Genomic DNA, 25,220 nt, shown 5'->3' on the forward strand with positions numbered 1-25,220 from the left:
ACGTTGCGGCACCGCAGCAAAGCATGGCAAACCAAGCACAAGTATTGGAATCGAGGACGTTGTCATGACTGATCAGTTGCCCATGCCCGTGACCGCCCCCCTGTCTCAGGCCCAGAAAACACAGATCATCAACCTGATCCGTCGCGCCGCGCGTGCAGAAATCATGCCGCGCTTCCGCCGCCTCGATGCGGGAGAGATCGACACCAAACGGGATGAAACAGACCTTGTGACCCAAGCCGACACGGCAGCCGAGGCCATGATTACCCGCGGCCTCCAAATGGCGTTCCCCCACGCATTGGTGATCGGGGAAGAGGCGGTGTCAGCAAAGCCTGATCTACTAGACGGTGTAGGGGAGGCGGAGCTAAGTTTTATCATCGATCCGGTCGATGGCACCTGGAACTTTGCCAAAGGCATGCCGTTGTTCGGCACGATGGTGTCGGTGTGCCGGTTCGGGCAGCCTGTGTTCGGCCTGATCTATGACCCGGTCGGTGACGATCTGATCCTTGCCGACAACACGTCGCCCGCGCAATGGCAGACCCAGACTGGACGTATGCGGGCGATCCAAACGGCCATGACCAAACCTCTGAACCAGTTGGCGGGCTACGCCCACATCCGTCTTATGCCGCCCGCGGATCGCGCTCTGATGTGGACCAAGGTCGGCGCGATTGCCTTTATCGGATCGTTGCGCTGCTCGGCCCATGAATACCGTTTGTTGGCGACCGGTGCCGTGGACTTTGTCCTGTCTGGCCACCTCAACAGCTGGGACCACGCGGCTGGCGTGTTGATCTGTCAGCAAGCAGGCGGCAAGGCCGCGATGCTGGATGGATCGGACTACAATGCGACGGTCAAAACGGGTTACCTGCTTGCGGCTTCGTCACCAGAAGTCTGGGGCGTAGCTGCGGCGCATTTTGCCGACCTGATGTCTGACACATGACACCTTGGTTTTTTGGTTATGGCAGCCTCGTCAACCGTGCCACGCATGACTATCCGCACGCCCAGCATGCAACCTTGGAAGGCTGGCGACGCATCTGGGTTCGCACCGCGTTGCGCGAGGTTGTTTTCCTGTCCGTGCACCCAGTGCAGGGGAACCGTATCGACGGATTGATCGCTTCTGTCCCTCGCGCGGATTGGGCCGCGTTGGATCAGCGCGAAACAGGCTATGACCGGATCGATGCAACCCGCTCCGTTCAACACAAGGCCGCGGCCAGCGACATCGCGGTATATCAGGTCCCAACCGCTGCCCAACGCAAGGATGGCGATCATCGCATTCTGCTGAGTTATCTGGACGTCGTCGTACAAGGGTTCCATCGCGAGTTCGGAGAAGCGGGCGCAGAGCACTTCTTTGCCACGACCGATGGGTGGGACACACCCTTGCATGATGACCGCGCTGCACCACTGTACCCTCGCGCACAACAGCTGACGGTGGCGGAACGTGCACTCACTGACAAGCTACTTGCGCAGGTTCAATAGGGACAAAAGCCGACCCTCGCGGCCAAAACTGTCACGGGTAACCGCCTCACCGTCGGCTGCGATCACTCGCGAAGCCAGCACCCACGAAACAGCGCCAAAGACGACACCCGCCAACGCCTGCCCGATCAGCACACCCGGCGCTCCGAAAAGCTGCGCACCCAGCCAGACCAGCGGGATCATCGCAACGGTGTTGCGGCCCCAATTCATCCCTGTGGAATAGAACGGGTGCCCGAGGTTGTTGAACGCGGCATTGGACACGAACAGCACTCCGTTGAAGAAGAAGAGCAGCGCCAATGGTCCACAAAACAGAAACAACAGCTCGCGCGTCAAGCCGGTTGCGGTAAAGAGATCAGCGATCGGGCCACGCAATACGAACAGAACGCCTGCAATCACGAAAATCATGACCCCGGCAAAGATAAGCGCCGCATTGAATCCGGTCTGCACCCTGTCATGTCGCCCAGCACCATAGTTCTGCCCCAGTATCGGGCCGACAGCCCCCGATAAGGCAAAGATCACGGCAAAGGAGAGGGGCATAAGACGACCTATAATGGCCATGCCCGCCACCGCTTCCACACCATATTGCGCCATGGATCGGGTTACGATGGCCTGCCCTACGGGTGTCGCGAACTGGGTCAGGATGGCTGGAAACCCAATTGTGACAAGCGGCCAAAGATCGCGCGCCATCCCGCGCAGATTGGGGCGGGGCAATCCGCCGTGATGGCGTAAGATCGGCAACAGCGCGGCTATGCCAATGGCGACACGCGCCGCGACGGATGCCAGCGCCGCGCCGGTCAGGTCCAGCCCCAAACCAAAGATCAGGATCGGGTCCAGAACGGCATTTACCCCACCACCCCAGATCGTCGCCATCATGGCTCTGCGTGCATCGCCATGCGCCCGCAAGATCGCGCTGCCCATCATGCCAGCCACCAGAAACGGCAGGGAAGGGACGATGATGCGCAGATATCCTTCAGCCAATGTCGTCGTCTCACCCGTTGCTCCGATCCAAGCTACGAAGGCTGGAATGTTCCACCAGACGAACACCGAAAACAGCACGCTAAAACCAATGCCATAGGTCAGGCCATGCGCACTCCGCGCCCTTGCACGGCCTATATCCCCCGACCCCAGATCGCGCGCCACCAGCGCGCCTACCGCAATTGCCATGCCGATGGAAAACGAGGTGGTAAAAAACAGGATCGACCCGGCATAGCCAACGGCCGCAGCAAGTTCGGCCTTGCCCAGCATCGAAATGAAAACCATATCGATGAAGTCGACCAGGAAAACAGCCATCAACCCGATGGTCGAGGTCAAAGACATCAATGTCACATGCCGTAACAGCGATCCGGACAGGAACTTGGCCTGAGTCTCAGCTACAAGCCCGTCTCTTCTCTGTTCCCCAAAAATCTCCCTCGGAGGGTCGCTTTTTCAAAGCGCCCTCCGCCGGGATCATGCGCGGGCCTTCACAACCTGCAAAAGCGGCATGAGTGAGCCCATGTCAGGCCCATGTCGTTGCCCGGTCAGGGCAAGGCGTAAGGGCATGAACAGGCCACGCCCCTTGCGACCCGTCGCCGCTTTTACCGCTCCGGTCCACGCGCTCCATGTGCCATCGTCAAATGGGCCCTCGGGCAGAAGGGTCATGGCCTCAGCGACGAAATCCTTGTCCTCATCTTCGATCACCGGCTCAGCCCCGTTGCGGCACAGCGCCCACCATGTGGCAATGTCAGCTCGCGTGTCTATGTTTTCGCGGATCACGGACCAGAACGCCTCCTGCTGATCGGCAGGCACCCCCGCAGCATCAAGGTCGGCCTTCACCGCCTCAACCGAAAGGGTCTGCAAATAACGGCTTGTCAGTGGCGCAAGGTCAGCCACGTCGAATTTGGTTGGCGCGGTGCCGAAACGGCCAACATCAAAGCCTTCGATCAGACTTTCCATGTCGGTGCGCAACTCTATCGGGTCCGACGACCCAAGACGGGCCAGCAGGCTGAGGATCGCCATTGGCTCCATGCCGCCAGCACGCAGGTCGCGCAGCGCCAGTGTGCCCAGACGCTTCGACAACGCCTCGCCCTGCGGGCCTGTCAAAAGCGAATGGTGGGCAAAGCGCGGCGCGGTGCCGCCCAGCGCCTCGATGATCTGGATTTGCGTTGCTGTATTGGTCACATGGTCCGATCCGCGAACCACATCCGTCACACCCATTTCGGTGTCATCAACAACGGACGCGATGGTGTACAGCACCTGACCGTCCCCACGGATCAGCACCGGGTCGGATACGCTTGCAGCATCAATGCTGACATCCCCGATAATGCCGTCAGTCCATTCGATACGCTCATGATCCAGTTTGAAGCGCCACACGCCCTGCCCGCGCTCGGCACGCAGGGCGGCCTTTTCCTCATCGCTCAGCGCCAGGGCAGCCCGGTCGTACACCGGCGGCTTGCCCATGTTCAGTTGCTTCTTGCGCTTAAGGTCCAGCTCGGTTGGTGTCTCGAACGCCTCGTAGAAGCGCCCAATCTCGCGTAGCTTGTCAGCAGCGGCAGCATAGCGATCCAGACGGTCCGACTGCCGCTCAACTCGGTCCCAATGCAGACCCAGCCATTCCATGTCCTGTTTGATCGCATCGACATATTCTTCCTTTGACCGCTCGGGGTCGGTATCATCGATACGCAGGATGAATGTCCCACCGGCCTTGCGCGCGATCAGGTAGTTCATCAAGGCTGTCCGCAGGTTGCCGATATGTAGGTAACCGGTGGGGGACGGGGCAAAACGGGTGGTGGTCATGGCGATCTCCGGACTCTTGCCGCCTGCCTTGTCACAGGGGCCGCGCCTTGTCCAGTTCGGCCCGTGACCGCACCGGCCAGTGGGTTGCAAGATCGCGCAATCCCGCCGTAATCAGTTCGCCCAGAACATCCGGATCCACGCGTTCAAGTCGCGTGATGTAAAGACAGGACTTGCCTGTCGCATGCGGTCCGAGCCGATCAAGTATGGGGGTGAAATCCGCGTAGCCGGGCATGATGTAGATGCTGAGCCTCGCCTTGCGTGGGGCAAATCCGGTGGCCATCCACGTGCCTGACCGACCAGAGGCATAGGTGTAGTCATAAGCCCCATATCCCACGATGCCGCCGGTCCACACCTGCGGTTCAAACCCGGTAAAACGGCGAAACAGCCCATCCAGTTGGCGCGCCTCATTGCGTCGGTTGTCAGGCTCGACACCCGCCACCCACTGGGAAAAACTGACCGACAGAACCTTGGTTTTAGCGGCAGCCATGGCACCTCTCGCAAAAATGAACAGACCACCCTGCGTTGTGACGCGTGACTATGAGACATGCGCGCTATGTTGAGAGTCTCTGACAGGAAGGATAGCACCCATGTCCACATCCCCCAAATTCAACCGTCGCACCGCGCTGATGGGCGCGGCAGCCTTGCCATTGGCAGCGGCCACGGCCACGCAAAGTCGGGCCGCAGCGCCCATGCTGGGCGTGTCACAGGCCCCGTTCCGCCGCGTTAAAGTCGGCAATTTCGAGGTGACAACACTGCTGGCAGGCACGCGTTCGATTGACGGGCCGCACGATATCTTTGGCCTGAACGTGGACGCTGACACGTTCAACAGCATCTCGGCTGAGGCTGGTCTGTCCACGGATGCCGCACAGTTTTTCTTTACCCCCACGCTGGTCAACAACGGCTCGGAACTGGTGCTGTTCGACACCGGTCTGCAAGGCGCGGGCACCGTTGCGGCGATCGAGGCAGCAGGCTACACCGCCGATCAGGTGGACAAGGTGGTCATTACGCACATGCATGGCGACCATATCGGTGGGATCTCGACCGACGGCACGCCAACCTTTGCCAATGCCTCCTACATAACCGGCGCGGTCGAGTTTGACGCGTGGTCTGGCACGGACAACGAAAACTTCGATGGCAAGATCGCCCCTCTGGCCGAACAGTTCACCATGCTGGACGATGGTGGATCGGCGGCGTCTGGAATCACGGCCATGGCTGCCTTTGGGCACACGCCCGGGCACATGGTGTATATGGTCGAGGACGGCGGCACGCAGCTGGTTATCGGCGCAGATTTCGCCAACCACTATGTCTGGTCACTGGCACATCCCGATTGGGAAGTACGGTTCGACATGGACAAGGCTGCTGCTGCTGCTACGCGGAAACAGCTGTTGGACATGATGGCGACGGACCGCACGGCGTTCGTCGGCTATCACATGCCATGGCCCGGGATCGGCTACGTGGTGGGCAATGGCGACGGTGGTTACCGTTACGAGGCGCACAGCTATCAGCTTATGCTGTGAGCGGCGGGGCGGAGGACACCTCCGCCTTACAGTTTTTCCAGGTTAGAGGCGGACCAACAGGTCCGCCTTACACTTTTCCAGCGGCACTCAGACGATCCCAAGCATAGCTCAGAAAGCTGCGCCGAAAGGAATGTCCGCCAGGGAACGTGCAGAACTCCAGCACATTGCCATCCACATTGGACTGACGCTGGCAGGTCAGATCGTTCAATGCCTCCGCGCCATCGATGGTGCCAAAATCACCCTCTGCCCGGTACATAGAAAGGACTTCGGCCACATCTCCCTGCTTCGTGTCCGCGATCTCTCGACCCGCAAGGGGCACCGTATTGTCGGCAGTGCCGTGGATATGGATCACGCTCGCAGGCGCCACGCAACTCTTGGGCGGGCCTTGCCAGAACGTTCCCGAGACTGGCGCAAAACCCGCAAACAGATCTGGGCGCTTGCAGGCCAGTTCCCACGTCACCATGCCACCCGCTGAAAAGCCCGACATCATGATACGCGCTTGATCAACGGAAAAACGCGTCGTCACGTCAGACACAACCGCGTCGAAATAGGCCATCTCGGCCTCTCCGGTACTGTCCATGGCGCTGGGAACACCGGGAATGTCCCAATCCGGTCCAGCCGATTTCACTGCGACAAGGGCCAACCCCATGTCCGACACCATGCGGCGCATGTTCGTGTTGCGCATGATGCCCTGCGCCGACCCGCGATAGCCATGGGCGAAGATGATCGCGCCCACTGGCGTCGCACCATCATGGTTCTCGGGCATTGCGATGCGGTAATATCGGTCGCCCAGCAGGCAATCCGTATCAGGGCCACAGGCCAGCGCAGGGGATGCGCCCAACAAAGCGAGAAAAAGGACAGAAAACCGATTGATCATTGCATACACTCCCAGCGACAGCGGTCGCTGACACAATGGCAAGCCCACCAGCTTGCACAATTCACATGCGCGTGTTGGCGGGTTCAGGCCGCATAGAAGAAACTGGGAGGATGGGTCGTTTCATCGCGTAGCTTCAAACCAAGCCATTTGCGGATCAGCAATGCGTCACCCTTGCGCAACGCGCGGCGCGCCATGACTTGCGCCCGACGCGTGGGAAAGCGTCCGCCAACGTCATCCTTAAACTTGTCCTGCGCCGCCTTGGACATGACGCCACGCATATCATCGCCCAAAAGCAGGCTCTCACTGTACAGGCCATCCGCACAGATCACTTCGTGCCGCTCGAACAGAAGGTGATGATATGTGACCAGCTTTCGGCTTTCCCTGCGCACCTGCTGGCCGTCTACAAGATGGCCAGCCGCGACTAAGACCTCAGGCACGCCGAAATGTGCGTCGCATCGTGGATCGCTGATCAGCAAACGGTGCTGTGGCGACACAACAACCGGTGACTTGGCACCAAGAATACCCGCATCCAAGGTGACGGGCCCCGCCCGACCTAACCCCGGCACAGTCGACGCCGCCACCCAAAGAACCGGTTCGACGTCACCATCCTTTGTCGGTACAAGATCGCCCGGCACGATTTGTTCCACCGGTTTCGGACCCAGGTAGGTGTCAATCAGCGTACCAGCGGCAAAACACGCAAAACTGTAGTCCCCATCTACACGGTCATATGTGTAAAATCCCGGCGACTGACCGGAACTGGAATTGTCGTCATACCACTGCTCAAGATCAAAGTTGGGCGACCAGACAATCTGCACCAATTCGCCATCAGGGTTTGTCCCCTCGAACACGACGGCACCTTTGTTGCTGTAAAGCGTATCACTCCGGATAACGGTTGCATCTTCAAGCGTGGTGCCACCGTTGCCATCGAATGTAAGGGAATAAGTTTCGCCAACTTCAAACAGGCGTGGGTCATCATCATCCGCATGCGATGTGACCACCAAGTTCAGTGTCGATGACGGCGGGTAGTCAAACGTGCTTGTATCACCCCCAGCGTTCACGTTGCTACCGGTTGAAGCGGCAAACTCATTGTCTTCGGCATAGAATGTAAACGGCATCACGCACGATCCTTTCGCGCGCAACAAAACCCATTTGGTGCTTCGGTTGCGTTAAACCTGACGCCCGCTCAAATCGAATTCTTCCGACAATTCGTGCAAAATCAGCTGGGATCGCGCCAACGGTTCACGATGGGATAGCGGCGATCCAGCCAGAACGCCCGCTTTGTCAGGCGTGCGCCGGGTGCAGATTGGAAGCGTTTGTATTCGCTGAGGTAAATCAACCGCTCGACCTTGCGCGCGACATCGGCATCGAAACCTGCCGCCACACAATCCGCAATCGATCCGTCCTGATCCACCAGAATGTCCAATAGCCGATCCAGATCGGGGTAATCCGGCAGGCTGTCGCTGTCCTTCTGATCCTCACGCAGCTCTGCGCTGGGTGGTTTAGTGATGATGCGATCCGGGATTACCTCGCCCGCGCTGCCCATCATCCAGTCCCGGTGGTTGGCATTGCGCCAACGGCACGTTTCGAACACGCGGGTCTTGTACAGGTCCTTGATCGGGTTGTAGCCACCCGCCATGTCGCCATAGATCGTCGCATAGCCCACGGCCACTTCGGACTTGTTGCCGGTGGTCAACAGCATCTCGCCGAACTTGTTGGACAATGCCATGAGCAACAGGCCCCGGATGCGGCTCTGGATATTCTCCTCGGTCAACCCCTCGTCCAAACCTTCGAACAGGGGGGCTAGGGTCGACGTCACGGCTGCACGTGTATCAGCGATCGGCACGTAGTCGTAATGACAGCCCAACGCCTTGGCACAAGCCTCTGCATCCTCAAGGCTATGAGGCGATGTGTATTCAGACGGCAGCATCACGCAACGCACATTGTCGGGGCCCAAAGCATCGGCAGCGATGGTGGCGACCAGGGCGGAATCCACGCCACCCGAAAGACCCAGCAGCACCTTCCCGAACCCTGTCTTGGCACAATAGTCCCGCAAGGATGTGACCATGACACGGTAATCCTGCTCCCACTCATCCGGGTGGGTGGCAATTTCACCGGCCTGAACACGCCAACCGTCGGGGCCCCGTTCCAGATCGACATGGCTGACCATCTCATCAAAAATCGGCAGTTGCACCGCCAGCGCACCGCCGGGGTTCAGCGCGAAACTGCCCCCATCGAACACCTGATCATCCTGACCACCCACCATGTTGAGGTAGATCAGTGGCAAGCCTGTTTCGACCACGCGCGACACCATGTGATTCAGACGGGTCTCATATTTGCCGCGATAGTAGGGCGACCCGTTGGGCACCAACAGAAACTCGGCGCCCGTCTCCTGCAAAGTTTCAGCCACTTCAGGGTGCCATGCGTCCTCACAGATCGGGCTGCCCACCCGCGTGTTACCAACAGAGTAAGGGCCGCCCAAGGGACCGGCATCAAAAACGCGCACCTCGTCAAAAACCGTCTCGTTCGGCAGGTTGTGCTTGAGCAACCGGCTGACGATCTTGCCGCCGCGACAGATGAGATAGGCGTTGTACAGTTCTGTGCCTTCTGTCCACGGGCAACCAATGGCCAACGCTGGCCCATCAGCACAGTCCGTTGCCAATGCCTCGACTGCCGCCATTGCCGCCGTATGAAAGACGGGCTTCATCACAAGATCCTGCGCATTGTAGCCCGCTATGAACATCTCTGGCAAAGCGACCAGATCGGCACCCGCATCGCGGCCCGCATCCCATGCGGCGCGAGCCTTGGCCGCATTGCCGGGAATGTCCCCAACAACCGGGTTCAACTGTCCCAGGGTGATACGGAATGTGTCGGCCATCTTGGCGCTCCTTCAACGTTCTGGCTGATGTAGCAGAAAGCAGGACCGAGGGAACCCACCCGCGACATCGCAATCGGATGGCCAAGAAAATTCACAGAATTTTCTCTTTGCGCGCGAAGCGTGCACACGAAACCTTAAGCCCATTGCCCCTTGCGGCCCCCTGTCTTACCCTCGCCGCGCCTGCTCCGGATGGGGCGGGCCAACGAATCTGCGAGGTGAGCCATGTCCATGTCCGTACGCGGTCTGATCTTTTGCCTATGCCTTTTGCCCGGCGCGGCGCTGGCCCAATCGGGCACGGTGCTGACCAAGCAATACGATGATGGCGGCGTATACGAAGGCACGTTCCGCGGCGGTCTTCAACATGGGCAAGGCACCTACCGGTTGCCCAACGGGTACGAGTATTCCGGTGAATGGGTGGACGGAGAGATAAAGGGCGAAGGCACCGCACGCTTCCCCAACGGCTCGATCTACGAAGGCACGTTTGCCAAGGGCAAACCCGACGGGTTTGGCAAGATCACCTTTGCCGATGGCGGGACCTATGAGGGCGAATGGCAAACAGGTGCCATAGTCGGCGAAGGCGTGGCGCTTTATGCCAACGGCGTTCGCTACGAGGGCCAGTTCCGCAACGCCAAGCACCACGGCAAGGGGGTCATGCAATCCCCGGGCGGCTACGAATACAAGGGCGACTGGATCGACGGCATCAAACAGGGAATGGGGGTCATCACCTATCCTGACGGATCTGTTTACGATGGGCAGATCGAAACGGGCAAACGCCAAGGCGAGGGCAAGCTGACCACGCCAGACGGTCTGGTTTACGTAGGTCTTTGGGCAGAGGGGCAGATTGACGGCGTCGGAACACTCACCCAACCCAATGGGGATGTCTACGAAGGCGACCTCGTATCCGGCAAACGCGCCGGCAAGGGGCGTGTGACCTACGCGAATGGCGATGTCTACGAAGGGCAGTTCAGCGACGACCGGCGGCATGGGCAAGGCACGTTTATCGGCAATGATGGCTACACCTATATCGGCCAGTGGGCCGAGGGCCAGATCGAAGGCAGTGGCCGCGTCACCTATCCGGACGGGTCAGTCTACGAAGGTCAATTCGTCGACGACCTGCCCCAAGGCACCGGTAAGATCATGTATACCGACGGCTCGGTGTTCGAAGGGGACTGGATCGCGGGCGTAATCGAAGGCCAAGGCAAGATCACCTATGCCAACGGCATCACGTATGAGGGCGGCTTCAAGAATGCGCGCAATCACGGCACGGGCGTCATGACCTATGCCGACGGCTACCGCTACGACGGCAACTGGGTCGACGGGAAACGTCAGGGCACAGGCACCGCGACCTACCCTGACGGCACCGTCTATACCGGTGCGTTTCAGGACGGGCAGCGCCATGGCACAGGCAAGATCGTGATGGCCTCGGGCTTCACCTATGAAGGCGAATGGCAGCAAGGCGAAATCAACGGCAAGGGCATCGCCACCTACGCCAGCGGCGATGTGTACGAAGGGATGTTCAAGAACGGCAAGCGCCAGGGTGTCGGGACGATGCGCTACGCTACCGGCGAGGAAGCGACAGGCGAATGGGAAAGCGGAGCACTGAATGAGGACAGCTAAGGCTGCCGCAACCACGTTTCTGTTGCTCTGTACCCCGGCATGGGCCGAATGGACCTTTGTCGATCCCTGGACCGACCCAATCAACGGGTTCGACACCAAGGCCGCGGTAACCACCGCGGATGACGGAACCAGTCTGCATCTTTATCGGAATCCCGCCGGGCGGGTCTATGCACTCTTCACCCTGCCAGAGGGCAAAGGCGATATCGCCGTTGAAGGGCAGGTGGCAACCCTCACACCCGAAGGCTTCGACACCAAAGTGATCGAGGCACGTACGGAACGGGGTCGCGTTGTTGAATACGCCGCCAGCACGGGCCGCACCCTGCGTGACCGACTGTGGCATGGCGAAGGGACAGCCCCTGCATTCGGCACGTTGCACGACATGATCGAAGCGTCCAGCCTGACCGCAACCTTCACACTTTCGGATGGCAATGAACATGCCGCGACGTGGTCTATGGCGACCTCCGGCACCCCTATCGCTCAAGCCTTGGGTATTACTGTCCAAGGGGCCGCAGCTGGCGATGAATGGGATGACGCAGCAGCCCAAGCGTTGCTGGCGGCCATGACAACCTGCCAGTTCCCCAAACTGGATGTGACCTGCGTGCAAAAGGTCACGGCCTGTTCAGACAAGATCAGTCAGGACCGCGACATAGAAGCGTTCGACAGCTGCGTCGCGGCCCAGGATTAGCGCGCGGCCACTAAACCTCGGCCCGATGAGATGCTGATCGCACCTGAACCAATTGCTCGATCCGCATTTGCTCATCATCAACCCCGGACATACGTGGCTCGCGTAACACAAACAGACCCAGCCGATCAGGCCCTTTGGGATCGCCGGTGCCGGTCTTCAGATCGAGCTTCTCAAGGTAACCCGCGACCTTTTTCATCTCACCGTCGGACGTGTCCAGAAAGGCATCGGCCAACGCGCGCGCGACCTGTGGGGCCGCCGAAGACGTTCCGCTTTGCGCGATGTACGTCCCGCTGCGTGTCCCTGCACCGACTATGCCCGGCTGGATAAAGGATCGCTCGGACGCAGCCGAAAGCTGCACCTGCGCGCCTGCCGCCATCATGTCGCCTGAATCGCTTCCCTTGGTTCGCAAAGCCCCCGCGCAGCTATAACGCGCGGCGCGCAACGTGGTTTCGTCATAGCCACCAACGCGCAGCACGTGGCCGCCGGTCGCCATGCCGCTCATAGTGCCAAACCGCCGAACCATGGCACCCTGACTGTCCGTTTCCGCCAGTCGCCCGTCATCTGCGTAAGTCGCGTTATCCGGGTCGATGAAGTAGCTCTGGCGGGCACCGGACCGTGCGCCTCCGAAATCCTCATCCCGTTGGATCCAGAATTGCAGCCCCCCGGCCAAAGGTTGTCCATCAGGTCCCTGCGTGTGACCCGGCAATGGATCGGGCGTGTTTTTGGTCACGCGCAGCGTCCAGCGCCCCGCGGGCACGGGGGTCTGATCCTGCAAAACATCCGTCGGAGCCAAAGCCACCACGTGCCGCCACCGCCCGTCGCGATAGCGTTGGGTCGACAATTGCCCAACGGCCTGGCCCCCTTTCGTGATCGGGGCATGAGCAACCGTACCACCTGTGGGAAAGCCGTAGTCCTTGGCATCAAGCTGCCCATGGCCGGGCGGCACAAGTTCGACTGTCAGATCATCGGGCGTGACACCATCTGGAAACCAGATCTCGAGAAAACTCGACGTGCGATCGTCAGGCGGCAGGAACCAATCCAGCTGCACTAACCCATCTGCATCGACAAAGTGCTGTTCGGTCATCACGGCATGAATGCTCTGCATGAACATGTTGCCAGATGGCAGAACGACTGCCGTTGGGTGATGCGCACGGCGCGCTGCAATCATCTCGTCAAAGGCGGCCTCGATCAATCCATTGCCGTCATGAGGACCGGAAGAATGGCCATAGCTCAGATTGACAATCAGCGGCACGCGCGCGCCCGGTTTGGCGTGGGCCGCAGCAATACGCTCTGCACGGTCAAAGATGTAGTGCATGGCCGAGAGCATGAACATGTCCTTGCCAAAGCCCGATGTTTCAGCACTGACCATGGCAGGCAAATCCACCGCGATGATATGCACGCGGTCCTGCTTAGCCTCACCTTTGCCTGGGGTCTGACCAGCCAGGCTATCCAGCACATGCGCTCCGTGTGAAAACGCCTGATCCAGCGGGTTGCGGACGGTCGGATCGCCTCTGCCCGCCAAACCCGCGGCGTGATAGATGGCCCCCTCGTCACCTGCATACTCAAGATAGAGCGCATCGATCTCCGTGTTGTCATACTCCCGACCAAACAGCATCGACCGCCCGGCATGCGTCGCGGATTGAGACCAACAATAGTCGATGCGGGTGCCCTGCCCCGCAGCATCGGCAAAGTGGCGATGGGCAAACGGAATACAGTCATCGATGATCGCAACGATAACAATGCTTTCGCGGTCCTTTGCCGGGTCAGGCGTTCCACCATCGACCCAATCGCAAAACACGGTCTGCTCCCGCACGGGATAGTTCACATGGCTGACGATCTGGGGGGGCGGGGACACAGCCGTCAAGGTCGAAACAGCCGTTTGGCCGACACATGCGCCAAAGCACTGCCAGCGCGCGGAAGGCGTGTTGCCCCGCGCATCCACATTTTCATAAATCACGGCCGGTACAAACCGCGACTTGAAGTCCCGCGCTGTCCACAGGACGGGTGTCAGGACATCACCCTTGTCCGTGCTCCAACGGTGCGGGATGTCACACATCTCAATTGGGTCCGACGCTTCAAAGACGCACGTCAACGCATCAGACGCCCGATCAAGACCCGGGTGTTTGTAACCCTTGCCCGTCCCGTAGACCCACGCCTCATATGGGCCATCCGCGCATTCCACATGCGCCACGTCGAGGGTCATGTGGACGCACGCAGGTGGCGCACATCATCCAGTGCGCGGCTCCAGAGCCATGCAACCTTGCTGTCCGCCGATGGCATCTTGACTGTCTTTCGCTCAAGACTGGCGCCCGCAATCGGCTTGGCCGAATTTGGCTCGAACAACGTCTTTGCGTCACGCAGAATAAAGTCAGACCCCTGCGCCGCCGTATCATTTGGATCAAACGAAAACTTCAGCAGCTCTACGTCGGCGTTCTGTCCCAAGGCCGCGACGATACGACCGACATTGGTGCCGATCATGAAACCTGCTGCGCTGTCTATGGGATAGTGCACGCCTGCAACAGTACGGTTCACAGCGATCCGATGGCCCGTGGCATGGATCATGTCACGACGCTCGGCCAAGTGGCTGATGCCGGTACCGGCAGCTTCAAGCAATGCCACAAGCACGGTCGACACGGCAGCGGCCTGGGTCGCGTGACCGCTGGGCAGACTACCATGAGACGGTGTCGGGATCAGGGGCACCAATCGGCTATCCAATTCGTCAGGTCGGCGGCAGGCCAGTGCATGCTTGGCGGGCATCGAACACAGACCGGCAAGGTGCTGAACAAGCAGAAGCAGTTCCGTCAAATACTTTGAACGAGCGGCGGGCAAGGCAACAATGGGCGCAAAGAACTCGGTCACGCCGCCCGTTTGGCTTACGATCTCGGCTGCGCGGTCGCCCCGCTGATCCATGTAATAGCGGACCAGATTCACTTGCGTGCCCAATGTTTCTGCCGATGCGGGAACAATGCTGGCAAAGTCGGTGCCGGCCCAAGACAGCGCAACGCGCCCTGTGCCTGGTTCGGGGGTAAAGACTGACTTGAAGCCGTCCAGAAATTCCATGGTCAACAACATCGACCGGACATCCTGCCCGTAACGGTCCATATGATCCACCGCATTGGGGGTAAGCGTGCCTCCACCAAACGCAGGGAAGTCATCAGTGCCGGCCAGATGAACAACGGCCATTGTGCTGGCCTGAACCGCACCGCCCGCGGCGTAAACGCCCGCATGCCCAGCATGGCCGGCGTGACCAGCGTGGCAGGCGTGGAATGGACCAAATAATGACATCTCTTTTTCCTCTTTTGGTTCAAATATATTTAATAAAATCAGAAGCCTGCGGCCTTCAGAGCGGTAACCATACGATTACCCACTTCGTACTCGGCAGCAGGGTGGGACCTGCGGTATTCATCCAGATCGAAATACGGCAGTTGACGACGCAAACGTTCGCCAGTTTTTATCATCTGCTCCTGCTGGTCCAGATGATAATGAGCACATAATTTGGTGCGCAGGGTCGACACATGGCGCGCGTTCAGATCAAGCGACAAATCGGACAGCTCGACTGCCCGCGCATAGTCCCCCGCAGACACATGTGCAAAAGCCGCAAAGGAATGGAAAAGATATCCCAGCGGATCGATGGGCGACAGCCGGTGCGCTTTCTCGACATATTCAACCGCCACATCGGAACTATCGCGGAAAGCATGCATAACACCGCTGAACAACCAAGACATTGAATCGTTCGGGTTCACCTCGAGCGCCTTGCTGAACCGCTTTTCAGCCACACCCTGACTGTTGTTGAGGGCCGAGTGCACAACACCATCAACCGCAAGGCACAAAGAGTTGTCAGGATCAATGTCCAGCGCGCGCTGGGTGAGTTCAGAGGCCAGCAACGCATCAGATTTCGGATCGGAACTCCACCCGTTCCAAATGGACATGATATACCAATCCCCCAACCACGCCAAAGGCTCGGCAGCATAAGGGGCTCGGGCAACCGATTCTTCGATCAACTGGCGGGCTCGGGCAAAGCTGGACAGCTTCAACTCATGCATCATGCCGACACCGGCCAGAAGCAGACGGTGATCTTCAAGGTCAGCAATGTGGCGACCGCGCGCGTAACGCACGGTATCAGACGCAATCATGCGGCTTACGGCCGTGGTCAGTTCGGCAATCGCATCACTTTCTGATGACAGGAACTCTGTAATCGGCGCAGTAAAGGATCGTGTCCACAGAATGCGGCCGGTCGATGTGTCGATGAAGTCAGCATTCAGCGTCACGTTCATGTCCTGCGCGCGCAGCGACCCGGTCAGGCAATAGTGCGCGCCAAGTGTGTTATGCACCGCTTGAATGTCGATCTGTTGCTGGCTCAACTGACGGGCGGACATATGCGAAATAACGGACATCAGGCTGGACTTCGAAAGGGATCGGCAGACCTCCTCCGCCACGAAATCCCCCATCACACTCAGACTGCGATCACCCGACATAAGCCGAAACGGGACAACCGCGACCGTGGGCAGGATTGATGGCGGCGGCGGCTGGTGCGATGTGCTGAACAAGCCATAGATCTGGCTGGGGTTCTGGCGGATGTTCTGCACCCACTCCTCAAACCCCTGCTCGCGAATATCCAACCCTTCAAGAAAGGTTGCACCGCCCGGACGACCCAGGAAGCGCACATTCTGAAGGTTCAGCGCCAGCTCTGAATGGGTCGTGGTAATGAAGTGTTCGAAATCCTCACCCAGATGCGCCTTGATATCGGACACAGCACGCCGCAAGCTTTGCCGCCCGCTGTCAAAAGTAGACATGCCCCACAACGTGTTCTGCAGAAAGCTGCGCGTACGGCGACCAAACGGCGCCGTCGCCAGCAAAGCGAATAGCGCTTTGTGCTTCGTTCCTGTGATCTCATACCCATCCGCGCCCGCTTTGCGGACGACACAAGGGCCGAACAGATTGATCTCAAGCATTTTTTTGCCCACGGAGACTTCCCCAGCACCACAGGTTTACCTTAACGGAACTCAAATAGCCGAAAAAGCGACTTCACGCTTTATTCACACGCCTGACGACCCCAAACCTGACATATTCGCATCAGAACGACGATCTGCACCGGCAGAACACAACGTATGAGAGAAATGCGATGACAGTCACACCCAAATTCCTGCCAGAGTCGGTTACTGACTACGAACCTCTGACGGCGCGCGACGTCATCGACTTCCATATCCGCTGGGATGAATTTCGGCCGGTGGCCAAGTCGATCCATGGCATGCCGGACCTGTCCCAAGACCAGGCCGAAACACTTTACTGGCTGATTGAACTGTCGGATCGCGTACACAAGGACGACCTGTAACCGCCGCACGTGCTGTTTTGCGCGCCCGCGGTGGATGAACGACAAATCTGTTTCTTTAAGGCTATTACACCCGATCAAGCCGCGGCGGCGCCTCAGATCTTGTCGGTATTAACGATTACAACACAGTTTCGGGCCACATTTCACATGTGGCCCGGGATGGCCGGAATCCACCTGCGTATCTTATAGGTGGAAGCGTAAAGTATCCGGCCACATATGTGATCCTGACCGCACAGCACCCGGTCAATGAGGATTCAAACCACTTCGCCCGCCGACATTCTATCCAGAAATTCGTCGGCCTCGCGCAACACTGTCTCGCGCCGATCTTCGTCCATGCGGTCCCAGGTCCTGTACATGTTGCCCATGCGCGCGTTGTTCGAAAACTGCGCCCGATGCCGATCCAGGAAATGCCAGTAAAGCAGGTTGAACGGGCACGCCTCGTTTCCCGTCTTGGCACTGACCTTGTAATGGCACCCTTTGCAATAGTCCGACATCCGATTGATGTAGGCCCCCGACGACACATACGGCTTGGACGCGATCACACCGCCATCGGCAAAAAGCGACATGCCAACCACATTCGGCGCCTCGACCCATTCGAACGCATCGGCATAAACCGCCAGATACCATTCCGACACCTCCGCCGGATCCAGCCCTGCCAACAGCGCAAAGTTCCCCGTCACCATCAGCCGCTGGATATGGTGGGCATAAGCCTCGGCCCCCGTCTGCTCCACCGCCTTCGACACGCAGCGCATCCGCGTCTCAGCGCCCCAATAGAAGTCGGGCAACTTGCGCTGATGGTTCAGCCCATTGCGGCGCGGATAATCCGGCCCCTCCAGAAAATAGATGCCGCGCACATATTCGCGCCACCCGATGATCTGGCGAATGAACCCTTCGGCCGCGTTGATCGGCGCATCACCGTCCCTCCACGCCTGTTCAACTGCATGACAGACCTCCAGCGGGTCCAGCAGGCCAATGTTGATATAAAGCCCCACCACAGCGTGATAGAGGAACCGATTGTCCGCCAGCATCGCGTCTTGGAAATCGCCAAACCTGGGCAAGGCATGCTGGACGAAATGGGTCAGCGCCTGATGCGCCTGCTCGTGATCCGTCGCAAACCAGAACGGGCGAAGATCGCCAAAGTGGTTGCCAAAGCGGCGCTCGACCAGTTCCAACACCTCTTCGACCACCGGGTCGGGCCAGAACTGCATCGGTCCGCCAAAATCCACATCATCCGGCGCGGGCTTGCGATTGTCATGATCGTAATTCCACTTGTCCCCGGCAGGCTTACCACCCTCCATCAAGAGGCCAGTCTTGCGCCGCATCTCGCGGTAGAAATACTCCATCCGCAGCGCCTTGCGCCCCTCGGCCCAATCCTCGAACTCCTTGTGAGACGCGATGAACCGATCATCCTCCAGCAATGTCACCTTCAGCGGACAGCCCTCAAGCGCTGCAATTAACCGATACTCCCCGGGCCGTATCGCAATGACCTCGGACGCACCGAACTGCTCGGCCCGGCGCAATAGCTCTCCGCAAATCGACTGGCTGTTCCCGGTGTCGTCCAACTCGGAATAGGCAACGGTCCACCCATCCCCCCGCAACCGCGCCGCAAACTTGCGCATGGCGGCCAGGATCAACGCAATCTTCTTGGGGTGATGAGGAACATAAGACCCCTCCTCCGCCACCTCGGCCATCACGACAACATCGCTGGACTTATCTGCCGCCTTCAACGCCGCCACGCCCTCGGTCAGCTGATCACCCAGAACCAAAATCAACCGACTCACCACGGCACCTCCGCACCCGAATAGTCAAAGAATTTGCCGGTCTGCCCAGGCCCCAACGCGTCCATGACGGCAATCAACTCCGCCGCTGCCTGCGCAGGCTCCACCGCAGGATGTCGCCCTAGATACTTCTCGGTAAAGGCCGTCGCCACAGTCCCCGGATGCAGCGCCACAACTGCCGCCCGCTTATGCGTCCGCGCCAGCTCAATCGATGCCGTGCGGACCACTTGGTTCACCGCAGCCTTGGCCGCCCGATAACTGATCCAGCCACCAATCTTGTTGTCCCCAATCGATCCCACGCGGGCGGACAACACAGCCACAAGCCCCGGCGCATCCCGGTCCAAAAGACTATGGGCATGAGACAGAACAAGCGCAGGGCCCACAGCATTCAGCGCGAACTGGTCCAGCATGGCCTGCGCGCTCAATCCCTTGATTGTCTTCTCTGGCGCAGCCGCGCCAATTTCCAACGCGCCAGTGGCAACAACCACCCGATCATAGGGGCCCTTGCCGGACAGATGCGCCGCTACCGCGCCTTGATCCGTCACATCAAAACCATCCTCTGACCGCGAGAGCCGATGCACATCCGCCCCACGCGCCTCGAACCCATCCGCCAAAGCGGCGCCGATGCCGCCAGACGCACCCAATATCAAAACCTTGTCCATGGAAGCACGAGCTAGCAGCCAAACCCGATCCATCAACTTCATCTTGCCAAATAAACTCCCCCCGGAGGGTCGGGCAGCAATAGATCCTATCCGGAAATCCCTACTTCCCATTCACCAAAAGCGCGGTATAACTAGCGCCATGTCACATGCTACGCATATCCCGACTGCACGCCGTTCCGGCGCGTCGCTGCGTGGCCTCCTGCTCCTAATCCGCCTCTGAGCGTGCCCAACGGCGCGACCGCTCAGAGGATGCCTCTCGCGCCAAGGCTTTAGGACAGAAAAAGAGAATTCAAATGACCCAAGACAAGACATCTCAGGATCGCGTTGTCATCTTTGACACAACCCTCCGCGACGGCGAACAATCCCCCGGCGCAACCATGACCCATGCCGAAAAGCTGGAGATTGCTGGCCTGCTCGACGAGATGGGCGTCGACATCATCGAGGCTGGATTTCCCATCGCATCCGAAGGCGACTTCAACGCGGTGAGCGAGATCGCGAAAAACGCTCAAAACTCGGTCATCTGCGGCCTTGCGCGCGCCCAGATCGGGGATATCGATCGCTGTTGGGAGGCGGTGAAACACGCCACGCAGCCCCGCATCCACACCTTTATCGGCACGTCGCCGCTGCACCGTGCCATTCCGAACCTGACGCAGGACGAAATGGCCGAACGGATCGAACAGACGGTCACCCACGCCCGCAACCTCTGCGACAACGTGCAATGGTCGCCCATGGACGCCACGCGGACCGAACTCGACTACCTCTACCGCGTGGTCGAAATCGCGATCAAAGCGGGCGCGACCACGATCAACATCCCCGACACGGTCGGATACACCGCTCCGCGCGAAAGCGCTGACCTGATCCGCAAGCTGATAGAAAACGTGCCCGGTGCTGACGAGATCACCTTCGCCACCCACTGCCACAACGATCTGGGCATGGCGACAGCGAACAGCCTCGCAGCCGTCGAAGCAGGCGCACGCCAGATCGAATGCACGATCAACGGTCTTGGCGAACGTGCAGGCAACACCGCGCTGGAAGAGGTCGTGATGGCCCTCAAGGTCCGCAATGATATCATGCCGTTCCAGACGGGTATCGACTCGACCAAGATCATGAACATTTCCCGCCGCGTCGCGGCTGTGTCCGGCTTCCCCGTCCAGTTCAACAAGGCTATCGTCGGCAAGAACGCCTTTGCCCATGAATCCGGCATCCACCAGGATGGCATGCTCAAAAACGCCGAAACGTTCGAGATCATGCGCCCCGAGGACGTAGGCCTGAGCGAGACCAACCTCGTCATGGGCAAGCACTCGGGCCGCGCGGCGCTGCGCGACAAGCTCGAACAACTGGGCTTCGAGGTGGGCGACAACCAGCTCAAGGACGTCTTTGTCCGGTTCAAGGCGCTCGCCGACCGCAAGAAAGAAATCTTCGACGACGACCTGATCGCGCTCATGCGCACGTCCTCCGACCCCGAAGACGAACGGCTGAAGATCGAAAAGCTGGCCGTGCGCTGCGGCACCGAAGGGCCGCAGGTGGCCGATCTGGTGATGAAGATCGACGGCGAGCGGCACATGACCACCCAAACCGGCGATGGCCCGGTCGATGCGACCTTCAACGCCGTCAAAGCGCTGTTCCCACACGAGGCAAAGCTGCAGCTTTATCAGGTCCACGCCGTGACCGAGGGCACGGATGCGCAAGCCACGGTGTCGGTCCGGATGGAAGAAGCGGGGCGCATCGTGACCGGCCAGTCAGCAGACACCGACACGGTTGTGGCCTCGGCCAAGGCCTATGTCCACGCGCTCAACCGCCTGCTGGTCCGGCGCGAAAAGGCGGGCACGGACAAGGCCGAGATCAGCTACAAAGACGTGAGCTGAACAGAGGCGGGCGACACGCTCGCCTTACAATCTCTTCATTGCAAAAAGCCGTCAGGCGGACGTATCGTCCGCCTGACTTGGGACTATACTGCCCTCATGCAATACCACCTCAACGGCTTCCGCCCCGTCGATCCGACCCATCACCCGCAAGCCGACACCAAAACAGACACCGACGTCTTGATCGTTGGCACCGGGCCTGCGGGCCCCACCCTCGCCGCCTACCTCGCGCAATTCTCCCGTATCCGCACCCGCATCGTTGAACAGCGCGACGGGCCGCTGGTCATGGGGCAAGCCGACGGCATCGCCTGCCGCACGATGGAGATGTTCGAGGCGTTCGGCTTTGCGCACCTGGTCAACCGCGAAGCCTACCACGTCAACGAAACCACCTTCTGGAACCCCGACGCGAGCGGAAACATCACCCGCACAGGCCGCATCGACGATGTTGAAGAGGGCCTCTCCGAACAGCCCCACGTGATCCTCAGCCAGGCGCGGGTGCACGACTTCTACCTCGACCTGATGCGCAACGCCCCGACCCGCCTCGAACCCGAATACGGCACCCAAGTCACAGGTCTGACCATCCATGACGAAGGCCCTGTTGCGGTCGACACGAACCACGGCACGATCAATGCCCGCTATGTCATCGGCTGTGACGGCGCCCGCAGCGCAGTACGAAAAGCGCTCCAAATCCAGCTCAAGGGCGAAGCCGAAAACGCCGCCTGGGGCGTCATGGACATCCTCGCCACCACCGACTTCCCCGACATCCGGCTCAAAACGGCCATCCAATCCAAGGACCAAGGCAGCCTCCTGATCATCCCGCGCGAAGGCGGGTACATGGTCCGCTTCTACATCGAACTGGCGAAACTCAACCCGGATGAACGGGTGGCAGACCGGGACCTGACACCAGATGACCTGATCGCGGCGGCAAAACGCATCCTCGCGCCCTACACGCTCGACGTAAAAGACATCGTCTGGTGGTCTGTCTACGAAATCGGGCAGCGCGTGACCGACCAGTTCGCCGACACGGGCCCCGATGACGCCACACCGCCAAGGGTCTTCATCGCAGGCGACGCCTGCCACACCCACAGCCCCAAGGCGGGGCAAGGGATGAACGTGTCGATGCAGGACGCGTTCAACCTTGGTTGGAAACTGCAATCGGTGCTGGAAGGGCGGGCCTCACCTGACCTCCTGCACACATACTCCGCCGAACGGCAGGCCATCGCACAGGACCTGATCGACTTCGACCGCGACTTTGCCCGGGCCTTTGCCGCACGGGGGCAAGACCCGCAAACCTTCCAAAACCACTTCCAGAAACACGCGCGCTACACCGCCGGGGTCGAAACGCGCTACGCCCCGGGCCGCCTCACCGGTCCAAACGATCACCAGGCACTCGCCACCGGGTTCACGATCGGCAAAAGGTTTCACTCGGCCCCGGTCATCCGCTGGGCAGACGCCAAATCCATACAGCTTGGCCACACCATCATGGCTGACGGACGATGGCAGCTGTTTCACTTTGCAGGCGACACTGACCATACGGGTACGCTGGCAAAGATCATCGCCAGCCATACCCCGGAAAACCACGACCCCGACAGCATCATCGATATGCGCACCATCGTCCAAACCGGACACAGGGAAACCCATACGGACATTGCACGCTTTCCGACCAAGGGCGCGCTGAACCTGCGCGACATGGAAAAGCTGTTTTGCCCCGATCCCGATGCCGACATCTTCGATATGCGCGGGATCGACCGCAAGACCGGGGCGCTCGTCCTCGTGCGCCCCGGTCAGTACGTGTCACATGTCCTGCCACCGGGGCAGCAAGACGCACTCGTCAATTGGTTCACTCAAATCTTCGGCAGCCGGACTTAGCCGCCCGTCCCATCGGCATCGAACATCAGGCGCATGGTCACCGGCACGGTACGCACGATGTTGGGCAAGCTTGCCAGTTCCATCAACTTGTCCACGGCAGGATCAATTTCAGCATCGGCAGTGGAGAGGAACATCATGCTGTCGGTCGTGACCATCACCTTGTCCTCCGTCACGCGCATCACGAACATGTCGCCATACATCGGCACCTCGACGCCCAACAGGTCAAGGGTGCCCTCAACCTCCATCACCGCGCTGTCACCCACGGCCACGGCCTCCATCGCGGCCATTTCGATCTGGGCCGAGACCGCGGCGCGCGGCGCATTCTTGAACACATGCTCGACCATACGTTCGTTGCGGATGTCGATATTCGTTTCCACTGACGACAAATCGATGCCAAGTGTCACGCTGCCATCTTCAGCCACGCCACCATTGATGGATGAAAAGCTGTGCACCTCGCCCGTGTCGTTGAACTTGATCGACCCAAATGCCAGCTGCGATGCGCTGCCATCCAGCGTCCAGCTGTCGGCCTGTGCAGCGGTTGCGGCCAGCGCCAATCCAAGGCCAAGTGCTGCGGTACGAAGTGAAAACATGTGTTCCTCCCGAATTGAATTTAATCCGGACGAACATGTCCGGTTCAAATGACAACACGGCACACCACAGCTTTATTCACGCCCCCCGGGAAAAAATGTGGCGACATCAAAACAGCTTGGCAGGACCTTGCCGATTGCTCCTTGTTTTCGGCCCTTTCGTCCTAATGCCCACGCCCTTATAAAGCGGTCGGTCCGCGCCTCGTCCTGAGTCGCGGACCCAACATCATTGGGGCCACGCAAAGGCAGGGTGCACGGGCATGTCAGTATTCGGAAATCTGGGTGGGCTCTTTTCGTCCGACATGGCGATTGACCTCGGTACCGCCAACACGCTGGTCTATGTCAAAGGGCGCGGCGTGATCCTGTCGGAACCGTCGGTCGTGGCCTACCACGTCAAGGACGGGGTCAAGAAGGTGCTCGCCGTGGGCGAAGACGCCAAGCTGATGCTGGGCCGGACCCCCGGCAGCATCGAAGCCATCCGTCCCATGCGCGAAGGCGTGATCGCCGACTTCGACACCGCCGAAGAGATGATCAAGCACTTCATTCGCAAGGTGCACAAACGCTCGACTTTCTCGAAACCGAAAATCATCGTCTGCGTCCCACACGGCGCAACCCCCGTTGAAAAACGCGCGATCCGCCAATCGGTGCTGTCCGCCGGTGCCCGCCGCGCGGGCCTGATCGCCGAACCCATCGCGGCGGCCATTGGTGCGGGCATGCCCATCACCGACCCGACCGGCAACATGGTTGTCGACATCGGCGGCGGTACGACCGAGGTGGCCGTCCTGTCGCTTGGCGACATCGTCTATGCCCGCTCGGTCCGCGTCGGCGGCGACCGCATGGACGAAGCGATCATCAGCTACCTGCGCCGCCAGCAGAACCTTCTGGTGGGTGAAACCACCGCCGAACGGATCAAGACCAGCATTGGCACCGCCCGCATGCCCGACGATGGGCGCGGCACCTCCATGCAAATCCGGGGCCGTGACCTTCTGAATGGTGTGCCCAAGGAAATCGAAGTGACCCAAGCGCAGATTGCCGAGGCTCTGGCCGAACCAGTTCAGCAGATCTGCGAAGCCGTGATGACAGCCCTTGAAACCACGCCGCCCGACCTTGCGGCGGACATCGTGGACCGGGGCGTGATGCTGACCGGCGGCGGCGCGCTTCTGGGCGATCTCGACCTCGCGCTGCGCGAACAGACGGGCCTTGCAGTGTCCATCGCTGACGAAAGCTTGAACTGCGTGGCGCTTGGCACCGGCAAGGCGCTGGAATACGAAAAACAACTCCGCCACGCCATCGATTATGATAGTTAACGCAAATTAACTTTTG

21 protein-coding genes are annotated in these 25,220 nt (G+C 59.8%); 9 read left to right on the top strand and 12 right to left on the bottom strand.

Annotated elements, in window-relative coordinates:
* The first annotated feature begins 64 nt into the window (after positions 1–64).
* Both Q1A75_RS08775 and Q1A75_RS08780 read left to right on the top strand, forming a co-directional pair.
* A complete protein-coding gene (locus Q1A75_RS08775; protein WP_299547668.1) occupies positions 65–934 on the top strand; it encodes an inositol monophosphatase in 870 nt (289 codons plus the stop codon).
* On the top strand, positions 931–1,470 hold the full coding sequence (locus Q1A75_RS08780; protein ID WP_299547665.1) for a gamma-glutamylcyclotransferase family protein: 540 nt from the start codon (positions 931–933) through the stop codon (positions 1,468–1,470). Before Q1A75_RS08775 ends, Q1A75_RS08780 begins: the two co-directional genes overlap by 4 nt.
* Here Q1A75_RS08780 and Q1A75_RS08785 read toward each other — a convergent pair.
* From Q1A75_RS08785 to Q1A75_RS08795, 3 genes are all read right to left on the bottom strand, one after another.
* A complete protein-coding gene (locus tag Q1A75_RS08785) occupies positions 1,450–2,784 on the bottom strand; it encodes an MATE family efflux transporter (protein ID WP_299547742.1) in 1,335 nt (444 codons plus the stop codon). The genes Q1A75_RS08780 and Q1A75_RS08785 overlap by 21 nt on opposite strands.
* Before the next feature lie 129 nt (positions 2,785–2,913).
* Entirely contained in the window at positions 2,914–4,239 is a 1,326-nt protein-coding gene (gene gltX, locus Q1A75_RS08790; protein WP_299547662.1) for a glutamate--tRNA ligase, read from the bottom strand.
* Between the two features lie 31 nt (positions 4,240–4,270).
* Positions 4,271–4,726: a DUF1801 domain-containing protein gene (locus Q1A75_RS08795; RefSeq protein ID WP_299547659.1), complete on the bottom strand. Its 456-nt coding sequence runs from the start codon at positions 4,724–4,726 to the stop codon at positions 4,271–4,273.
* A gap of 100 nt (positions 4,727–4,826) precedes the next feature.
* Here Q1A75_RS08795 and Q1A75_RS08800 point away from each other — a divergent pair, with 100 nt between their 5' ends.
* A complete protein-coding gene (locus tag Q1A75_RS08800) occupies positions 4,827–5,756 on the top strand; it encodes an MBL fold metallo-hydrolase (RefSeq protein ID WP_299547656.1) in 930 nt (309 codons plus the stop codon).
* A 67-nt stretch (positions 5,757–5,823) separates the two neighbouring features.
* Here the strand turns inward: Q1A75_RS08800 and Q1A75_RS08805 are convergent, their stop codons facing one another.
* From Q1A75_RS08805 to Q1A75_RS08815, 3 genes are all read right to left on the bottom strand, one after another.
* On the bottom strand, positions 5,824–6,633 hold the full coding sequence (locus tag Q1A75_RS08805) for a PHB depolymerase family esterase (RefSeq protein WP_299547652.1): 810 nt from the start codon (positions 6,631–6,633) through the stop codon (positions 5,824–5,826).
* A gap of 83 nt (positions 6,634–6,716) precedes the next feature.
* Positions 6,717–7,748 carry a Hint domain-containing protein gene (locus tag Q1A75_RS08810; RefSeq protein ID WP_299547649.1) on the bottom strand — a complete coding sequence of 344 codons (1,032 nt, stop codon included), beginning with the start codon at positions 7,746–7,748 and terminating at the stop codon, positions 6,717–6,719.
* 101 nt (positions 7,749–7,849) lie between these two features.
* On the bottom strand, positions 7,850–9,508 hold the full coding sequence (locus Q1A75_RS08815) for an NAD+ synthase (RefSeq protein WP_299547646.1): 1,659 nt from the start codon (positions 9,506–9,508) through the stop codon (positions 7,850–7,852).
* A gap of 228 nt (positions 9,509–9,736) precedes the next feature.
* Here Q1A75_RS08815 and Q1A75_RS08820 point away from each other — a divergent pair, with 228 nt between their 5' ends.
* Positions 9,737–11,125 (top strand): 2-isopropylmalate synthase, encoded by a 1,389-nt coding sequence (locus tag Q1A75_RS08820; protein ID WP_299547739.1) that lies wholly within the window; start codon positions 9,737–9,739, stop codon positions 11,123–11,125.
* A complete protein-coding gene (locus Q1A75_RS08825) occupies positions 11,112–11,810 on the top strand; it encodes a hypothetical protein (RefSeq protein ID WP_299547643.1) in 699 nt (232 codons plus the stop codon). Before Q1A75_RS08820 ends, Q1A75_RS08825 begins: the two co-directional genes overlap by 14 nt.
* Positions 11,811–11,820: 10 nt before the next feature.
* Here Q1A75_RS08825 and Q1A75_RS08830 read toward each other — a convergent pair whose 3' ends face one another.
* From Q1A75_RS08830 to Q1A75_RS08840, 3 genes are read right to left on the bottom strand one after another with little or no spacing between them, the layout of a single operon-like run.
* Positions 11,821–14,013: a hypothetical protein gene (locus Q1A75_RS08830; RefSeq protein ID WP_299547640.1), complete on the bottom strand. Its 2,193-nt coding sequence runs from the start codon at positions 14,011–14,013 to the stop codon at positions 11,821–11,823.
* Positions 14,010–15,095, bottom strand: coding sequence for a phosphatase PAP2 family protein (locus Q1A75_RS08835; RefSeq protein ID WP_299547637.1), 1,086 nt, complete (start codon positions 15,093–15,095; stop codon positions 14,010–14,012). The genes Q1A75_RS08830 and Q1A75_RS08835 overlap by 4 nt, the downstream gene beginning before the upstream one ends.
* Before the next feature lie 38 nt (positions 15,096–15,133).
* Positions 15,134–16,762, bottom strand: a complete 1,629-nt coding sequence (locus tag Q1A75_RS08840) for a hypothetical protein (protein ID WP_299547634.1) — start codon at positions 16,760–16,762, stop codon at positions 15,134–15,136.
* A gap of 170 nt (positions 16,763–16,932) precedes the next feature.
* Here Q1A75_RS08840 and Q1A75_RS08845 point away from each other — a divergent pair, with 170 nt between their 5' ends.
* Entirely contained in the window at positions 16,933–17,142 is a 210-nt protein-coding gene (locus Q1A75_RS08845; protein WP_299547631.1) for a hypothetical protein, read from the top strand.
* Between the two features lie 251 nt (positions 17,143–17,393).
* Here Q1A75_RS08845 and Q1A75_RS08850 read toward each other — a convergent pair whose 3' ends face one another.
* Together Q1A75_RS08850 and Q1A75_RS08855 are read right to left on the bottom strand one after the other, a co-directional pair.
* On the bottom strand, positions 17,394–18,920 hold the full coding sequence (locus Q1A75_RS08850; RefSeq protein ID WP_299547628.1) for a cryptochrome/photolyase family protein: 1,527 nt from the start codon (positions 18,918–18,920) through the stop codon (positions 17,394–17,396).
* Complete coding sequence (locus tag Q1A75_RS08855; RefSeq protein WP_299547625.1) at positions 18,917–19,579, bottom strand: SDR family NAD(P)-dependent oxidoreductase; 663 nt, start codon at positions 19,577–19,579, stop codon at positions 18,917–18,919. The genes Q1A75_RS08850 and Q1A75_RS08855 overlap by 4 nt, the downstream gene beginning before the upstream one ends.
* Positions 19,580–19,872: 293 nt before the next feature.
* On the opposite strand from Q1A75_RS08855, the gene Q1A75_RS08860 reads away from it, so the two are divergent.
* Positions 19,873–21,444 (top strand): 2-isopropylmalate synthase, encoded by a 1,572-nt coding sequence (locus Q1A75_RS08860; RefSeq protein WP_299547622.1) that lies wholly within the window; start codon positions 19,873–19,875, stop codon positions 21,442–21,444.
* A gap of 96 nt (positions 21,445–21,540) precedes the next feature.
* Positions 21,541–23,310 (top strand): FAD-dependent monooxygenase, encoded by a 1,770-nt coding sequence (locus tag Q1A75_RS08865; RefSeq protein ID WP_299547619.1) that lies wholly within the window; start codon positions 21,541–21,543, stop codon positions 23,308–23,310.
* On the opposite strand, the gene Q1A75_RS08870 is transcribed toward Q1A75_RS08865, so the two are convergent.
* Complete coding sequence (locus tag Q1A75_RS08870; protein WP_299547616.1) at positions 23,307–23,900, bottom strand: YceI family protein; 594 nt, start codon at positions 23,898–23,900, stop codon at positions 23,307–23,309. The genes Q1A75_RS08865 and Q1A75_RS08870 overlap by 4 nt on opposite strands.
* A gap of 257 nt (positions 23,901–24,157) precedes the next feature.
* On the opposite strand from Q1A75_RS08870, the gene Q1A75_RS08875 reads away from it, so the two are divergent.
* Positions 24,158–25,204 (top strand): rod shape-determining protein, encoded by a 1,047-nt coding sequence (locus Q1A75_RS08875; protein WP_076629964.1) that lies wholly within the window; start codon positions 24,158–24,160, stop codon positions 25,202–25,204.
* The last annotated feature ends 16 nt before the right edge of the window (positions 25,205–25,220 follow it).

Source organism: uncultured Tateyamaria sp. (assembly GCF_947504105.1).
Taxonomy (GTDB): Bacteria; Pseudomonadota; Alphaproteobacteria; order Rhodobacterales; family Rhodobacteraceae; genus Tateyamaria.

Coding starts and splice junctions, on each gene's coding strand:
- Q1A75_RS08775 (WP_299547668.1), top strand. CDS start 65: ATGACTGATCAGTTGCCCATGCCCGTGACCGCCCCCCTGTCTCAGGCC.
- Q1A75_RS08780 (WP_299547665.1), top strand. CDS start 931: ATGACACCTTGGTTTTTTGGTTATGGCAGCCTCGTCAACCGTGCCACG.
- Q1A75_RS08785 (WP_299547742.1), bottom strand. CDS start 2,784: ATGTCTTTGACCTCGACCATCGGGTTGATGGCTGTTTTCCTGGTCGAC.
- gltX (WP_299547662.1), bottom strand. CDS start 4,239: ATGACCACCACCCGTTTTGCCCCGTCCCCCACCGGTTACCTACATATC.
- Q1A75_RS08795 (WP_299547659.1), bottom strand. CDS start 4,726: ATGGCTGCCGCTAAAACCAAGGTTCTGTCGGTCAGTTTTTCCCAGTGG.
- Q1A75_RS08800 (WP_299547656.1), top strand. CDS start 4,827: ATGTCCACATCCCCCAAATTCAACCGTCGCACCGCGCTGATGGGCGCG.
- Q1A75_RS08805 (WP_299547652.1), bottom strand. CDS start 6,633: ATGATCAATCGGTTTTCTGTCCTTTTTCTCGCTTTGTTGGGCGCATCC.
- Q1A75_RS08810 (WP_299547649.1), bottom strand. CDS start 7,748: ATGCCGTTTACATTCTATGCCGAAGACAATGAGTTTGCCGCTTCAACC.
- Q1A75_RS08815 (WP_299547646.1), bottom strand. CDS start 9,508: ATGGCCGACACATTCCGTATCACCCTGGGACAGTTGAACCCGGTTGTT.
- Q1A75_RS08820 (WP_299547739.1), top strand. CDS start 9,737: ATGTCCGTACGCGGTCTGATCTTTTGCCTATGCCTTTTGCCCGGCGCG.
- Q1A75_RS08825 (WP_299547643.1), top strand. CDS start 11,112: ATGAGGACAGCTAAGGCTGCCGCAACCACGTTTCTGTTGCTCTGTACC.
- Q1A75_RS08830 (WP_299547640.1), bottom strand. CDS start 14,013: ATGACCCTCGACGTGGCGCATGTGGAATGCGCGGATGGCCCATATGAG.
- Q1A75_RS08835 (WP_299547637.1), bottom strand. CDS start 15,095: ATGTCATTATTTGGTCCATTCCACGCCTGCCACGCTGGTCACGCCGGC.
- Q1A75_RS08840 (WP_299547634.1), bottom strand. CDS start 16,762: ATGCTTGAGATCAATCTGTTCGGCCCTTGTGTCGTCCGCAAAGCGGGC.
- Q1A75_RS08845 (WP_299547631.1), top strand. CDS start 16,933: ATGACAGTCACACCCAAATTCCTGCCAGAGTCGGTTACTGACTACGAA.
- Q1A75_RS08855 (WP_299547625.1), bottom strand. CDS start 19,579: ATGGACAAGGTTTTGATATTGGGTGCGTCTGGCGGCATCGGCGCCGCT.
- Q1A75_RS08860 (WP_299547622.1), top strand. CDS start 19,873: ATGACCCAAGACAAGACATCTCAGGATCGCGTTGTCATCTTTGACACA.
- Q1A75_RS08865 (WP_299547619.1), top strand. CDS start 21,541: ATGCAATACCACCTCAACGGCTTCCGCCCCGTCGATCCGACCCATCAC.
- Q1A75_RS08870 (WP_299547616.1), bottom strand. CDS start 23,900: ATGTTTTCACTTCGTACCGCAGCACTTGGCCTTGGATTGGCGCTGGCC.
- Q1A75_RS08875 (WP_076629964.1), top strand. CDS start 24,158: ATGTCAGTATTCGGAAATCTGGGTGGGCTCTTTTCGTCCGACATGGCG.